This window comes from Virgibacillus sp. NKC19-16 (assembly GCF_021560035.1).
Classification (GTDB): domain Bacteria; phylum Bacillota; class Bacilli; order Bacillales; family Amphibacillaceae; genus Virgibacillus_L; species Virgibacillus_L salidurans.
Window position 1 is genome coordinate 2,837,039 of the sequence record NZ_CP074373.1, and the last position, 14,186, is coordinate 2,851,224.

The 14,186-nt window shown below is 39.5% G+C and carries 15 protein-coding genes; 4 read left to right on the plus strand and 11 right to left on the minus strand.

Annotated elements, in window-relative coordinates; all coding sequences use genetic code 11:
* Positions 1–11 precede the first annotated feature (11 nt).
* Genes KFZ58_RS14495 through KFZ58_RS14515 form a run of 5 tightly spaced genes read right to left on the minus strand, consistent with a single transcriptional unit; the run spans position 12 to position 5,018 of the window.
* A complete protein-coding gene (locus tag KFZ58_RS14495; RefSeq protein WP_235792008.1) occupies positions 12–800 on the minus strand; it encodes a 2-keto-4-pentenoate hydratase in 789 nt (262 codons plus the stop codon).
* 29 nt (positions 801–829) lie between these two features.
* A complete protein-coding gene (dmpG, locus tag KFZ58_RS14500; RefSeq protein WP_235792009.1) occupies positions 830–1,837 on the minus strand; it encodes a 4-hydroxy-2-oxovalerate aldolase in 1,008 nt (335 codons plus the stop codon).
* Positions 1,838–1,852: 15 nt separating this feature from the next.
* The gene (locus KFZ58_RS14505; protein ID WP_235792010.1) at positions 1,853–2,743 is read right to left on the minus strand and encodes an acetaldehyde dehydrogenase (acetylating); all 891 of its coding nucleotides are present in this window, start codon (positions 2,741–2,743) and stop codon (positions 1,853–1,855) included.
* 11 nt (positions 2,744–2,754) lie between these two features.
* Positions 2,755–3,549, minus strand: coding sequence for a 2-keto-4-pentenoate hydratase (locus KFZ58_RS14510; RefSeq protein WP_235792011.1), 795 nt, complete (start codon positions 3,547–3,549; stop codon positions 2,755–2,757).
* Positions 3,550–3,560: 11 nt separating this feature from the next.
* Positions 3,561–5,018 (minus strand): aldehyde dehydrogenase, encoded by a 1,458-nt coding sequence (locus KFZ58_RS14515; protein ID WP_235792012.1) that lies wholly within the window; start codon positions 5,016–5,018, stop codon positions 3,561–3,563.
* A gap of 302 nt (positions 5,019–5,320) precedes the next feature.
* Between KFZ58_RS14515 and KFZ58_RS14520 the strand changes: the two genes are divergently transcribed.
* Entirely contained in the window at positions 5,321–6,106 is a 786-nt protein-coding gene (locus KFZ58_RS14520) for an IclR family transcriptional regulator (RefSeq protein ID WP_235792013.1), read from the plus strand.
* Positions 6,107–6,307: 201 nt separating this feature from the next.
* Here KFZ58_RS14520 and KFZ58_RS14525 read toward each other — a convergent pair whose 3' ends face one another.
* The gene (locus KFZ58_RS14525; RefSeq protein ID WP_235792014.1) at positions 6,308–9,409 is read right to left on the minus strand and encodes a DEAD/DEAH box helicase; all 3,102 of its coding nucleotides are present in this window, start codon (positions 9,407–9,409) and stop codon (positions 6,308–6,310) included.
* Between the two features lie 328 nt (positions 9,410–9,737).
* On the opposite strand from KFZ58_RS14525, the gene KFZ58_RS19200 reads away from it, so the two are divergent.
* Positions 9,738–9,860, plus strand: coding sequence for a hypothetical protein (locus KFZ58_RS19200; protein ID WP_255694902.1), 123 nt, complete (start codon positions 9,738–9,740; stop codon positions 9,858–9,860).
* 20 nt (positions 9,861–9,880) lie between these two features.
* On the plus strand, positions 9,881–10,246 hold the full coding sequence (locus KFZ58_RS14530; protein ID WP_235792015.1) for a hypothetical protein: 366 nt from the start codon (positions 9,881–9,883) through the stop codon (positions 10,244–10,246).
* Between the two features lie 128 nt (positions 10,247–10,374).
* Here the strand turns inward: KFZ58_RS14530 and KFZ58_RS14535 are convergent, their stop codons facing one another.
* The 4 genes from KFZ58_RS14535 to KFZ58_RS14550 all read right to left on the minus strand — a co-directional run bounded on the left by KFZ58_RS14535 (position 10,375) and on the right by KFZ58_RS14550 (position 13,346).
* The gene (locus KFZ58_RS14535) at positions 10,375–10,602 is read right to left on the minus strand and encodes a hypothetical protein (RefSeq protein ID WP_235792016.1); all 228 of its coding nucleotides are present in this window, start codon (positions 10,600–10,602) and stop codon (positions 10,375–10,377) included.
* 11 nt (positions 10,603–10,613) lie between these two features.
* On the minus strand, positions 10,614–11,690 hold the full coding sequence (locus KFZ58_RS14540; RefSeq protein WP_235792017.1) for a hypothetical protein: 1,077 nt from the start codon (positions 11,688–11,690) through the stop codon (positions 10,614–10,616).
* The gene (locus KFZ58_RS14545) at positions 11,687–12,184 is read right to left on the minus strand and encodes a hypothetical protein (RefSeq protein ID WP_235792018.1); all 498 of its coding nucleotides are present in this window, start codon (positions 12,182–12,184) and stop codon (positions 11,687–11,689) included. Before KFZ58_RS14545 ends, KFZ58_RS14540 begins: the two co-directional genes overlap by 4 nt.
* Before the next feature lie 181 nt (positions 12,185–12,365).
* Positions 12,366–13,346, minus strand: coding sequence for an RpnC/YadD family protein (locus KFZ58_RS14550; protein ID WP_235792019.1), 981 nt, complete (start codon positions 13,344–13,346; stop codon positions 12,366–12,368).
* A gap of 210 nt (positions 13,347–13,556) precedes the next feature.
* Between KFZ58_RS14550 and KFZ58_RS14555 the strand changes: the two genes are divergently transcribed.
* Positions 13,557–13,676, plus strand: a complete 120-nt coding sequence (locus KFZ58_RS14555) for a DUF4023 family protein (protein ID WP_235792020.1) — start codon at positions 13,557–13,559, stop codon at positions 13,674–13,676.
* Positions 13,677–13,843: 167 nt separating this feature from the next.
* Here KFZ58_RS14555 and KFZ58_RS14560 read toward each other — a convergent pair whose 3' ends face one another.
* Positions 13,844–14,176, minus strand: a complete 333-nt coding sequence (locus tag KFZ58_RS14560; protein ID WP_235792021.1) for a PTS lactose/cellobiose transporter subunit IIA — start codon at positions 14,174–14,176, stop codon at positions 13,844–13,846.
* Positions 14,177–14,186 lie beyond the last annotated feature (10 nt).

The following is a 14,186-nucleotide window of genomic DNA, read 5'->3' on the forward strand; positions in this document are numbered from 1 at the left end:
CACTCCCTCTATTATTCTTTTACGAAAAAGGATACATCGCCTAATCCGCCGTATTTCGCATTGACAAAATCACCAGGAGACAGTCGAACTGCTGCTGTGATGCCACCGGATAAAATGGGTTGGCCTGCTTTTACTTTTTCTCCCTTTTTAGCTAGCATATTAGCAAGTCTTGCAACCGACTTGGCTGGATGATTTAGTACAGCGGCACCTGCTCCCAATGATTGAACTTCTCCGTTTATGGATAAGGTTACACCAACAACGTCCAGTTCTAATTCCTCTGGTTTTCTCAAATACGTTCCAAACACGGCCCCTGCTGCAGAAGTATTATCTGCAATAACGTCTGGCAATGTAAAATTGAAATTCTCATAGCGGCTATCAATGATCTCAATAGCTGGAAAAACATATTCCGTTGCCCGTAATACATCTAGTGTGGTAATACCTGGTCCTTCTAAGTCTCTGCTCAAAATAAATCCGATTTCAGGTTCTACTTTTGGATGGATATAATCAGAGATGGCGATGGAATCCCCTTCTTCGACAACCATATTATCGAATACATAGCCATAGATTGGATCATCGACGTCCATTTGCTTCATTTTAGCCTCACTGGTAATTCCCATCTTCGGCCCGATAATTTTAGATCCTTCTTCCAATTTTTGACGAATTAGTTCTTCTTGAACAAGATACGCCTCGTCGATGGAAAGTTCCGGATATAAATCTGCAGTAATTTTTATTATTTCCTGTTTTTCTTTTTCTGCATGGTGCACATAATTAGCAAGCTCTTTGATTGTATTTTGATCCATACTGTTCCTCCTGCTTACGACTTTAGTCTTTATTTTTTGGCAAGTTCAGCTGCAACATCAATGATCATATCTTCTTGCCCACCAACAATTTTACGTTCACCTAGTTCTACTAAAATATCGCGAGAATCTACGGAGAATTTCTCTGCAGCTCGATTGGCATGTAAGAGAAAACTAGAATAAACACCGGCATACCCCATTGTTAAGCTATCGCGACCAATTTCTTGAGGTTTTGGCAATATGGGTGCGACAATGTCTTCTGCTACATCCATGATTTTGTACAGATCAATCCCTGTTGGAATTCCGATTTTTTCAAGCACAGTAACTAATACTTCTGTTTGCGTATTTCCTGCTCCTGCACCCAAACAGCGGATACTTCCATCGAGCCTCGTAGCTCCTTCTTCCATCGCTGCTAAGGTATTGCCCATCGCTAGGGACAAGTTGTTGTGACCGTGGAAACCAATTTCTACCGTTAATGCTTGACGAAGCGCTCGGATTCTCTCTTTGACTTCATGTGGAAGTAAAGCACCTGCTGAATCTACAACATACACCGTATCTGCACCATAGCTTTCCATTAATTTCGCCTGTTCTACTAACTTTTCGGATGAAACCATGTGGCTCATCATTAGGAATCCAACCGTTTCCATTCCTAATTCCTTGGCCGTTTCTATATGCTGTTTCGAAATATCTGCTTCTGTAACATGTGTAGCGACTCTAGCCATTTTTGCACCAAGTTTTGCCGCTTCTTTTAAATCCTCAATAATCCCAATTCCTGGCAATAATAATACCGCTATTTTTGAAAAATCAGCTGCAGATACGGCAGCTTCAATTAATTTCATTTCATCTGTTTTCGATAAGCCATATTGTAAGGAGGATCCTCCTAGCCCATCTCCGTGAGAAACTTCAATATAAGGAACACGCGCCTCGTTGAGTGCTCCTACAGTTTTGGTTACTTGATCGACTGTATACTGATGACTTACCGCATGACTCCCGTCTCTAAGTGCGACCTCTGTAATCTTAATACCTGTTTGATTAGACATACGCTTCCTCCTCTCTTATACGTTTTCAGCCATTTTATTTACGCGATTCTTCGCAAATTCCTCCGCTACTTTTACAGCGGCAGCCGTCATAATATCAAGATTTCCGGCATATTTTGGCAAATAGTGCCCTGCTCCTTCAATTTCAAGGAATACCGTTATCTTATTTCCATCAAAAATAGGTTCGGTTCGCAGGTTATATCCGGGGACATAGCCTTGAACCTTTTTCACCGTTTCTAAAATGGAATTCGTAATCTTTTCTTGATCCATAGTGCCTTCCTCGACAATAGCATGCACCGTGTCACGCATCATGATTGGTGGTTCGGCAGGGTTTAAGACGATAATCGCTTTACCCTCTTTCGCTCCCCCTACTTCTTCGATCGCTTTTGCGGTTGTTTCGGTAAATTCATCAATGTTCGCTCTCGTTCCTGGTCCAGCACTTTTACTTGCAATGGTTGCAACGATTTCTCCATATTCCACAGCTGCAACTTGATTAATGGCATCTACAATTGGAATGGTTGCCTGCCCACCACATGTAATGAGATTGACATTTTCCGCCTCGAGATGTTCGCCTAGATTTACGGTTGGTGCAATAAATGGACCGATTGCTGCAGGTGTTAAATCTAGTATTTGTTTACCTAGTTGTTTTGCTATTTTCGCATTATGCATATGCGCTCCGGCGCTTGTTGCGTCAAAAAGAACATCTACTAATTCGGGATGATCTTTTAGGCCGTCAATGCCAGTGTCAAATGTTTGCAGTCCTAAATATTTGGCATGATTCAGCCCCCTTGACTCTGGATCGATCCCCATAACGGTCGTTAATTCCAGTACGTCCGAGTTGGTTAATTTCACCATTAAGTCTGAACCAATGTTTCCGGTTCCAATAATTCCAACTTTCACTTTATTCATCTGAACCCTCCTCACTCTGTGAATGAAACATGTACTTCCCCTAGTTCGGCAAATTTCGCGTGAAAATGATCTCCGGGTGCTGCTTCCATAGCGGCTGACAATGCGCCAGATAGAATAACTTCACCTGCTTTGAGCGTAATCCCGTAGGTTGCTAGTTTATTAGCCAACCATGCAACACATTTTGCCGGATCTCCTAAAGCTGCTGCACCAACACCTGTATTTTGCAAGACATCATTTTTGTAGAGCACCATTCCCATTTGCTTTAGGTCTACATCTTCAATTTTTTTGGGTCTTCCACCAAGTACATATAATCCAGATGAAGCATTATCTGCCACCGTATCCGCTAGTGTAATTTTCCAATCTTTAATACGACTGTCTACAACTTCAAGCGCTGGGACAACAGCATCGGTTGCTTTCAGTACATCTAATGTCGTTACATTTGGCCCAACTAGATCGTCTTTTAAAATAAAGGCAATTTCTCCTTCTACTTTTGGCTGCAGGACACGGTCAGCTGAAATCTTTCCGCCATTTTCAACTTTCATCTGATCTAATAAATGTCCATAATCCGGTTCGCCAACGCCTAACATTTCTTGCATCGCCTTGGAAGTCAAGCCGATTTTTTTTCCCGTTATTCGTTGTCCGTTTTTAACATTTTGATCAATCGTGTGTAACTGTACCTGATAGGCCTCATCAACGGAGAGATCAGGATCCAGCTCCGTAATTGGCTGAACCCCTTCACGTTTACTCCAAGCATTTGCTAAGTGTTTCGCATGACTTGCCGTTTTCGTCGTGTATTCGGTTTTCATTTAAGATCCCCCTACATTTTAAGCGTAATATTCGTTAATTCAGAGTAGAAATCAAAACTGTGAGCTCCACCTTCACGGCCAATACCACTATGTTTCATCCCTCCGAATGGTGTGCGTAAATCGCGTAGGAACCATGTGTTTACCCAAACGATACCAGCTTCGATTTTTCCGCTGAAACCGGTGGCGCGTTTAACATTACTAGTCCATACACTTGCACTTAAGCCGTAGTGCGTATCATTGACTTGTTCCAGTACTTCTTCTTCTGTATCAAAAGGAACAACGGTTACAACCGGGCCAAAGATTTCTTCGCGTACACATCTTGAATTTTTTCCTAAACCTGTAATAATCGTTGGTTCAACGAAATACCCTTTGTCAAATCCTTCAGCGGCCTTCCCGCCTGTCAAGAATGTTCCGCCTTCTTCTTTCGCAAGATCCAAATAGCCAAGCACTTTATTATAGTGTTCTTCACTTACTAATGCGCCAACCTTTGTATCTGCATCGAACGGATCACCGACAACGAGTTCTTTTGCTTTTGCTGAAAAACGTTCCAGAAATTCATCGTAAATCGGACGCTCCACATAAATTCTTGAACCACAGAGACAAACTTCGCCTTGATTAATGAAACTAGAACGAACAGTTGTATCAATCATGTCTTCCATGTCCGCATCTGCAAAAATAACGTTTGGATTTTTGCCACCAAGTTCAAAGGATAATTTTTTCAATGTTGGTGCTGCAGCCTTCATAATTTCAGTTCCTGTTACCGTTTCACCCGTAAAAGCAATCGCATCCACATCATCATGGGAAGAAAGCGCCGCTCCTGTATCACCAAATCCATGAACCATATTCACCACGCCATCCGGTACACCAGCATCCTTACAGATTTGTCCGAGAACAGTTGCTGTTATTGGGGTCACTTCAGATGGTTTCATTACAGCTGTATTACCTGCTGCAAGAGCTGGAGCTAATTTCCACGTCATAAGGAATAATGGTAAGTTCCATGGATTAATAAGCCCCACAACTCCCACTGGACGGCGAATCGCATAATGAATCGCTATATCATCTTGCTCGTAAGCTTCCGTACCTACTGAAGTCATATAGTCAGCAAAGAAATAGAAGTTATTCGCTGCACGATCAATATCAACATTCGTGGAGAGCCATAATGGTTTACCCGTATCTAAGGATTCGAGTTTCGCCAATTCATCTTTTCTTTCCAAGATCAAATCACCAATTTTACGGATGATGTTGGAGCGCTTTCTGAGCGGCATATTCTTCCATTCGCCATTAAGTGCCGTTCTGGCAACACTTACCGCTTGGTCAACTTCTTCTTTCCCGCCCTTTGCAATATTTCCTAACACTTCTTCCGTTGCTGGATTCACATTTTCAAACGTTTTGCCATTGGATGATTGTACATATTCGCCATTAATGAAATGCGAACAATCCATTACCTTCTTTTTCGTTTCGGTTTGCATAGAGAAATCCTCCTTATATTTTTCTGAAACGTATACATTATTTCCGATGATTATAGCTTAGGTGAATGTATGCTGAACACTTTCCTTCTTCATCAACATATTTTCATTGTAAAAGCGATGTAAAAACTTTAAAAGGTGACAGTTCCTACATACGCAACAAAATAAAAATTCTTTTGCTTGAATTTACTAATTACTATTTAGAAAGCGATAACAATGGTATATACTTAATATATTAGGATGGATAAAACGCTCCATTTCTATGTTCCTTTATATAAAACATAAATTTATAAGAGGTGAAATAGATGGTAAAGCAGAAAAGCGAACCCCAGATTCTTTCATCGGTTACCAATGCATTACGTATTCTAAAAAGTTTTTCAACATTTGAACCAACAAAGAAGGTTAGCGAGTTAGCCGAATCATTAGGATTAGCGAAAAGCACCGTCAGTCGGCTACTGACAACACTTGCCAGTGAAGGATTTGTTATCAAAGATGAAAAGACCCAAGCGTATCGATTAGGAATATCTGTACTCACGCTTGCGGGGATTGTAACGAACAATTTAGATATTCATAAAGAAGCCGCCCCAGTTCTGCATAAATTAGTAAATGATACTGGAGAAACGGCACATTTAGCTGTGATGGATGGCCTCGATACAATTTATATTCATAAAGAGGAATGTTATCATCCGGTTCGTATTTTAACGCACATTGGGAGGCGGAACCCTTCTTACTGTACCAGTTCAGGCAAAGTTCTACTTGCCTTTAGCGGGGATAACGTTGTAGAAGATATCATTAATCAGGGGTTAGTTTCCTACACAGAGAATAGCATCACCGACCCTAACGTACTTCGGAAGGAACTAGACATGATTCGTGAAAAGAACTACGCCGTCAGCACAGAGGAATTAACAGAAGGAACGAAATCAGTCGCCGCACCAATACGAGATTATACAGGAAAAGTAGTCAGCGCCATTACCGTTGTGGGACCAATCCAACGCATGAAAAACTATAAAATACGTGATATAGCAAAAAAGGTCACCCACGCCGCAAAAGAAGCATCAGAGCGTTTGGGGTATGATGAGAGGTACTTATAGGGGAGAAGCATGGGGACGGTTCTTTTGCTTCCTTTTTATTACTTGTGTCTGAATTTATATGATTCCGACTTCAACTTCAACCGATGTGGTTAACGTAAGTTTATTATGCCAACTGGATTGATTGACACAACAAAAACTATAATGGCGTACAGGGACAGAGAGACAGGAACTGAACCTGTCCCTTCGTCCCTACACCTAACATTATTTCATATTTAGATGTTGATTTAGCAGTTTAAAATGTTCTTTAACTTTCAATCGCTCCAAATCTCCTATTATTATAAATCTTTCTTTCGCTCTTGTTACAGCTACATTCAATAAGTTTGGCTTCTGGCATATCCAATTGGCCGCACCTTCCTGAGTCTGATCGGTTCCACAAACAAATAATACGGTTTGGGCTTCTTTCCCTTGAAACGTATGTACAGTGCCAATATTATATTTCATCCAATGATCCAACTTCTTTTTCTCAAATCTTCTCTGCTTCAAATGAGACCTTAATAGTTCTCTTATTTCATTTCTAACTTCTGTAAACGGTGTAATGATATATAAATCAGGCAAATCTTCAGATTCAGTGTTTTGATCAATTGCTTTTCTTACGTAATGTAATACCTCATCTCCCTGTTCCTTTACATATTGCCTGGATTTCGCTTTACCTTTAACATCAATCCAGCGACTAATACCAAGCGAATCTCCTGGCTTAAACTCCCCATTTTTACCAAGCACCATCTTATTTTCATAGGCCATTTGATTGGAGATGGTGAACATTGGATCCAAACATCTTCTGTGCACCCATAAAGGAATTCCGATCCATTGTTCGTTTCCACTATTCCTCTTATACATGCCATACGGATTTGCTCTGTCTGCTAGTGATTGCACCGAAGAAGAAGGAAGTATATATTCATCTGGGAGATTATAAAATCTTTGAATTTCTGTTAATAATGTTTTGTCCATAGTGACCACTGGTTCGATTTGCAAGGGATCACCAACAGCGATAACATGCTTTGACCTCCATATCGCTCCAACAGCTGCTTGTGGAATGGCTTGACCTGCCTCATCAATAAATAGATAATCAATCGAACCGGGTCCTAATTCTTTATACATTCTCCCAACGCTCGCAAAGGTAGTACTGATGACAGGTACAAATAAATGAATGGTATCCCATAGTTCTTTAAAAACATCTAGATCATGGTTTGTATCTATCAGTTTTCTCTTATTAAAAAGGTTAACGTTTTGCAAGATTTGATAGTGTGACATACAGAGAAATACCTTATGTACTTTCATCGCCTGCAGGAAAAGTAATGCTCTTAAATGTAATAAGTTATCCGTTAGCCATGGCGTGTTTTGTTGACGTTTCGCATAATTTGCGTCTTCCCAGTATACCTCGTCCGGGATAACGATATTTTCATCTTCAAATTGAGCACGCAATTTATGATAAATAGCGCTTTGCCTCTGAAGATCTTCTATTTTTGTTTTTATATAGTCTTGCTTGTTTTCTTGGGCAGTTATTTCTTTTCTTTTACCTATTTCAGATTGTTTTAAATTGGATAATGCAGTCAATGTTTCTTCTCGCCTTTTTGCTTGTTCTTTTTTTCTCGGTAAAAAGAAGGCAACTACAGCATTAACTTTTGGCTCATATACAAGTTTTTCTTTATAATCTGCTTTACTGAATATGATTTCCTTTAACACTTGCTTCAGCTTGTTCATTGTTTCTGTCTCCGCTTCCAGTTCCCCTTCAAGCTCTTGTAATTTGAGGCTATTTTGCTGGTGGGTTTTATGTGCACTGCAGAATTGCTGCAAAGCTGCCTTTTCTGATTCGATTTCACTTGCCAGCCTTTTCAGTTCAGCCTTCTCTTTCTTCCAATCATCCAAGGTATACTTCTCCGCTTTTAATTGGTTTAAAAAAACTTGATTGCTTAGCAAAGAATCTTTGAATTTATCGAGGTTGTCTTTTTTACCCAGCGCAACGGAAAACAGCCCCCATGCATCATTCCCACTATTTTCATCAGGTTCGGATTTACCTTCTTTTAGTAGTGACGCTGATTTCCGAAATAAATCCAAATCATTTGCTAGTCTCGCGTATTCCCTTTCGAAGTTTGCTAAATAATCATTTTCATTAGCATCCTTGGTCTTCGGATTTCTTATAATCTCCCCTTTTGTAGGTAGCTCTTTAGAAATATTTTCAACTGCTGTATTATTAGAAGAAGCAACCACCATCGAATAACCTTTAATTCCATCTAGTAGTGTAAAGTAGTTATGTGATTCTCCCCCTATATCTATTTTATCATGTGCAAAAGCATTGATTGGATTTTTCAATTCACACATTTTAAGCGCTCTTTCCGTAACCAAATTCGCAAATATGTCTTTTAGCAATGTTGTTTTCCCTGTTCCTGGTGGTCCGTTTACTGAACGTATAGATTCTTTTGCGGTCGGGCCTAAAGCAAGATTTACAGAAACTTGCTGCATTAGAGATAAACGATGTGCTACAGGAGAAGGCCATCTTGCAATTGGAATATTTTTAGGTTCCAATATGCTGGAAATGCATTCATGATTTTCGTCAATCACTTGCCTCTTCTGTTCAGGAATACCCTCTAAGTACTGTTTTAAGGCGCTAGGATAATTTTGTTTACCCACTATATTTTGTGAATCCTCTATGTAAAAGCTATTAAAAAGTGTGTCGAATTGGCTTTCCTCATCTTTTGACTTTATGTGATATTGAACATAAAGTGAATCTAAATAATTACCTTGTAACTCTTTGGTATTTAAACCCAGTTTCTTTTTTATTAGTTTTTCAAATAGGGTGATGCTTTCCTCCGTAACACCGTTAACAAATATCTCTGAGGCTTTTTCCTGGATAGTTGTTTCCAGTTCTTGAAACTCTGTATTTATCGTAGAAAAATCTATCTCCTTTTTTGCCTGCATTTTTCCTAACACGTAAGAGATAAATGGTAAATACAAGGAATCTTCTATATACTCGCCATCCTTATCTAACTTAATGTTTGCAACGTAGGTTTTCTTTTTATCCAGATTAAATAGCTCCTCGTTATTTTTAAAATACTCCCGAGTTATTTTTGCTACATGAAACATTTCATAAACGCCCAAGAAGCATGTGTATTCTATTTCTTTATTATCTGCTAACTGATAGGGCTCTTCCCATGGAAGCTCATTCTTCTGGATACCCACAATTGACTTTATTTTCTTCTTATCATTTTCGGCGATTTTTAATTCAAGGTTTTTTGACTTACCAATTTCAGGCGAATTCATGGACTCTATTAATATCCAAGCTTCTAATACTTTCTTTTTTTGCAACGAAACACCTCATCCATTATTCATGTTTTCAACAATTTTCTCAAAATGTTGAATTGAAATCAAACGTTTACGTCGATGGTTTCTTCCTTTTGTCACACTAAAATTCCTGTTTATCCATTTTGGTCTTTTAAGCGGCCATTTCCCTTTCAAATAAACGCTTACTATTACCGTAGTGGATCCAATCCAACGCATGAAAACCTATAATATACGCGACATAGCAAAAAGTCATCCAATCCACAGAAGGACAAAGAGACAAATTCCTTGTCCTCTGCAACACGCAAGTTGACACGCTATCAGAGTTAAAATATAATTAATATAAGAGAAATACGTGAAATTTGAACTAGGTCAAGCGATGATGACGGCAGGCGTTTTGGAATTTATAAAGGCACAGGGCATATCACGTGATGAAATAGTCGATCTGTTGGTCGGCATGTTTCCGGAAGAATACTAGAATACAAGGGGGGAATTGACGTGGAAAATAGCGATATGAAGCTAATACTTGACGAGATAAAGGCACTGAATGAAAAGGTCGACGGAGTAGATAAAAAATTAGACGAAAAGGTAGACGGTTTAGATAAGAAATTTGGCGAAAAGATAGACAGCTTAGATAAGAAATTAGACGACTTTAGAGATGGCGTGGACAGGCAATTTGCGTTCGTCCACAATGATCTCAGTAATATAAAAGAAGACCTTGGCAACCTGACTGCCGAAAGCCGGAGCCACCACAAGCACACGGACGATAAGCTCGAAACGCTGGAATATGTTGCGCAAAAGATGTCGTACCAATCGCTTAAAAACGAATCTCAACTAGAGCGTATGAGAAAGGCGGAGGGATAACGATAGCTGATGGTGGAGGCGGAGACCAAACTAGCGTATAAGCCCGTTAGTGATATCGCGCTTTTTTCGGTTCATGTCGCCCGCGTTTTCAGTCGGTATTCAATGCCATCAACGACTATCTCTTCGGATCAATCAAAAGAAACTTTATCTTGCTCACGTTCGCCCTGTTGGGTGTCCGTCAAAATTGGGTACTCTTCACGCGTCATTTTCTCCTGATGTGGATCGGTGTACTCCTCATCTACTATGATAATGAGCTTTGATAAATTGCTAAGGAATTCTGAAACGAAGTGGGACAACCCATGCGCTTTCCTCTTTTTGATTATTAGGAAGAAATCGAGCTGTCCCTTGCTTCCCACCTATTACCACGCTAAAATATATATTTCCTCAACAAATCAACGTTATTTAACACAGCTTTGCACAATTTGTTAATATTAAGCCCATCTGCCTTAACGGAGAAAACAGCAAGAAGGGCATTGGACAGTTCAGGTTCACTAATGTTTTCTATATAATAGTCCCACATCTCCTTACGTATAAAGAAAAAATGATTTGACTGGATAAGCTTTACTATTTTCTGATGGTCTGTATAAACCTGAAATAAATTACAAAGGTCTTGATTATTCCGCTCAAATTTTGCTACAAAATCTTTTAAACGTAACATTGCATCCTCAATACGAGGGTGCAGGCTATCCCCTTCTTCCCAGAGTATTAAATAATCCAGATCATCTATCGTATATTTAGTAACGTCAGGTTTTACTCCAGCCCCCGTTTCCATTACTTTTGATAAAAGTTCGTTTAATTCGTCACCCGATTCATCATACGCTTCTTTCTCTTGTTTGATGAGCTGCTTCATATCAATCAAATCACCTAATTGTCGCTCTAAAATAGCAGCGACTTCCTCGTACGACAGGTTTGACTTCATATTCTCTTGTACCCCTGCCATTTTCATCATTATCTTTCCAAATTGTGAATGTACGGTTTCAGGTTCTTCACTGCCTGGCTCATTATATGCAGATTGTATTTCATTTTCCGCATGTTTTTCCGCACCAGTCCACTCCATTGATAAAACGGTCTCAGCAAAATCATTCGCATCGAATCGGCAGCCACTTACATCAAGCACACAAATCGCACATGCCTTTTCAATGCTGAAGCCAAGATTGAAGAATCGGCTGAGCCGACTGTGAAAACCCATCATATTCACACCATATTCCTTAAATTCTTCCGTGTAATATGCCTTAATTACGTCCGGACTAAACTTTTTCCTTACAAACTCACCCAGAGCGAAGTCTTCCGCTTGCATTGTTAATGTCAAAAAGGATTTTAGTACATGATAGTCACTTATACCCAGCTTTCTTATTCGTTTTAACAATTTTTCATTATCTGTTCGTTCCGTTAAATGTATCGGTTTATGAAGGATCGTATTCGCCCAATCGATTGCCTTTTTCATTTGACCGATTGATATATCCCTCGAACAATCACATGCTTTGGAAATCGGCTTTCAAAGAGACATGCTATTGCCAGCAAATAATTATGAAAAGGTTCCCTTTGCGTTTTTCCATCAAAGACATTAACGCTGCCAACCGGAATTTGAAGCTCTTCCTGGTCATAAAATACGTTCCTGTTTATCTCCTCCGCTATAATGTCATCGCTTCCATTTTTAACATTGTCTTTTTTACGATACACTTCAATATCACGTGACAGACTGAATGATTCTCCCGTTAGCATAGTATCATAGTCACCAACGATATGCCATTTCTGTTGAAGATCTGTATACCCAGTACGGTGTGCATATCTCCACATAACTCCATATGTTTCCCTGTCAAAGGTATAATCCATGAACGGATAAGCTTTGATCAAATCAATTGATTCCTCGTAAACGTTCTCCCATTCTTCCTTATTGATTTTGCTTGGCAGAATATCCATAAAAATATAAACACCCATTTTACCCCTCCCTAATATAGTGAATATTGAGATATTATATTTCATACATTGATACCTGCAACAACCAGAGACAAGGCAAAACTTGTCCTATGTATACAGATTCTAACCCAGCTGTCTTCAGATAGTAATCATGCCGCAATATTTCCCCCTCCTGAGTTATATTGCGGCATCGACATACCAGTTATAATGACATTTTCAACTTTTCTATTTTCTCTTTTTCAAGCCCTGTGACCTCAGCGATTAAGTCCAATGGCAGCTCCTTCTTAAGCATGGCTATCGCCGCTGTTTCCATTGCTTCTTCTTTTCCTGCCTCTTTCCCTTCTTCTCTCCCACGTTTTATCCCCCGCTCTTCCCAGGAAATAGGCAGTTCTAAAATTTCATCCGGGTTATCCAATTGCTGAACCTCATTCATAAGTTGTTCCTCCTCTTCTTCATTTAATATTAAATATTCCTCAAAAAATCCGATAATTAACCTGGATTCTGCTGGGTCTAGCTCCATCCTCACTAACATTCGCAGAAATTCCTTCTTCACCTGCACCTTTTCTTCTTCTGAATACCCCATCTTGCTTAGCAATGCTGCGGCCGCCGGGTTATCCGATTTGATATAATCCCGCCAGTTATTTTTCCGCAATTCCAACATTAAAAAGTTAAAAATCAAAACATGAAAGAAGGGAAATCCAATCGAAAATTCATCCTTCTCGTACCGATTTTCATCGTAGCTGAAAACAGCAATAGGTAAAATGGGTTTCCTATACTTATTATACAGTAAACTGAAATAGTGATACATCCGTTCATGGAAATCAGTTTCTGTATAACTTTGCGGCTCTACATGGATAATTAGAACTGTTTCTACATCTTTTAGCTTTGTTTCCACTACAATATCCAATCTTCGGGTTTTGTCATCAATCAGATCTGTAAATACCTCTCCGGGCAATGGAGTAATTGCAGTGAAATCCACATTCCAGTGAACTTCCGGGAAAAAGGCTTCCAGGAATTCTTCAAAAAATGTGTTGATTAGTTGCTTGAATAGCTGATCATGTTTGGTATACGGTTTCGCTTTTTCTGTAATTGGTTCCTGTTTGTTGTAATCGGTGGGGTCTTCATTTACCAAGTATTGCTTGAAATCGATAGGAGTTTCTCTAACTTGTGTGTCTGTTGCCATTATAACACATCCTTTGTGATTTATAAGAGGACTTAACGAGGTGTAATTCTAATATCAGTATATCAGAATAAATTTAAGCGAACAAGTGTTTGTGTATGGGTTTTCATGTTAGGGGACGAATCACTGTCCCCCATCCCTCAACATGAATTTTTCTACTCCATTAGGGCAAACTAATGAATAAACTTTTAGGTTCAAGGAGGTTTGATTTTTATGGATAGCACACAAGAATTTGTAAGGAAATTTCATGAACAGAAGAAGAAAAATGAACAGAATAAAGCGCGAAAAGGTAGTCGAAACCGATCAAATAGATTACCAAGTAAGCGACATTAATAATTATTTACCACACCCAAGTAATCTTCATAAGCAGATAAAAGCCAAGCCCACCTGAGGCCTGGCTTTTACCATTCAACTTAGTAATTTTCATAGGGGCAACTCGAGCACTGCCTCCTTTTGGGTATTGAGGAAGCAATCGCCCCGTCCCCATGCTTCCCCACAAATCACTCTTCCAATTTCTCAATCCGCTTCTCCAACTTCTCCATCATTTTCAATTGCTCAATCATCCGTTTAATCAGCTGGAGTTCAGCTTGTGCGGTCATGAGATGGTCTTGTGCATGTATCATGAAAAAGCTTGGGACTGGTTGTTCATCCTGTGTTTGGATGAGTTGGGTTTGGTATTTATGACCTTTTAAAAATTCTTCGTTTGCTTCTTCCAGCAACTCACTTGCTTTTTCAAAGTTGTATTCTTCCGCTTCATCCAGCGCTTCATACGCAGCACCGCGGGCATTTCCGCCGTGCAGAATTAACTGTGTCATAATTTCATCGTAATTCATTGTTACACTC

Coding starts and splice junctions, on each gene's coding strand:
- KFZ58_RS14495 (WP_235792008.1), bottom strand. CDS start 800: ATGGATCAAAATACAATCAAAGAGCTTGCTAATTATGTGCACCATGCA.
- dmpG (WP_235792009.1), bottom strand. CDS start 1,837: ATGTCTAATCAAACAGGTATTAAGATTACAGAGGTCGCACTTAGAGAC.
- KFZ58_RS14505 (WP_235792010.1), bottom strand. CDS start 2,743: ATGAATAAAGTGAAAGTTGGAATTATTGGAACCGGAAACATTGGTTCA.
- KFZ58_RS14510 (WP_235792011.1), bottom strand. CDS start 3,549: ATGAAAACCGAATACACGACGAAAACGGCAAGTCATGCGAAACACTTA.
- KFZ58_RS14515 (WP_235792012.1), bottom strand. CDS start 5,018: ATGCAAACCGAAACGAAAAAGAAGGTAATGGATTGTTCGCATTTCATT.
- KFZ58_RS14520 (WP_235792013.1), top strand. CDS start 5,321: ATGGTAAAGCAGAAAAGCGAACCCCAGATTCTTTCATCGGTTACCAAT.
- KFZ58_RS14540 (WP_235792017.1), bottom strand. CDS start 11,690: ATGAAAAAGGCAATCGATTGGGCGAATACGATCCTTCATAAACCGATA.
- KFZ58_RS14545 (WP_235792018.1), bottom strand. CDS start 12,184: ATGGGTGTTTATATTTTTATGGATATTCTGCCAAGCAAAATCAATAAG.
- KFZ58_RS14550 (WP_235792019.1), bottom strand. CDS start 13,346: ATGGCAACAGACACACAAGTTAGAGAAACTCCTATCGATTTCAAGCAA.
- KFZ58_RS14555 (WP_235792020.1), top strand. CDS start 13,557: ATGGATAGCACACAAGAATTTGTAAGGAAATTTCATGAACAGAAGAAG.
- KFZ58_RS14560 (WP_235792021.1), bottom strand. CDS start 14,176: ATGAATTACGATGAAATTATGACACAGTTAATTCTGCACGGCGGAAAT.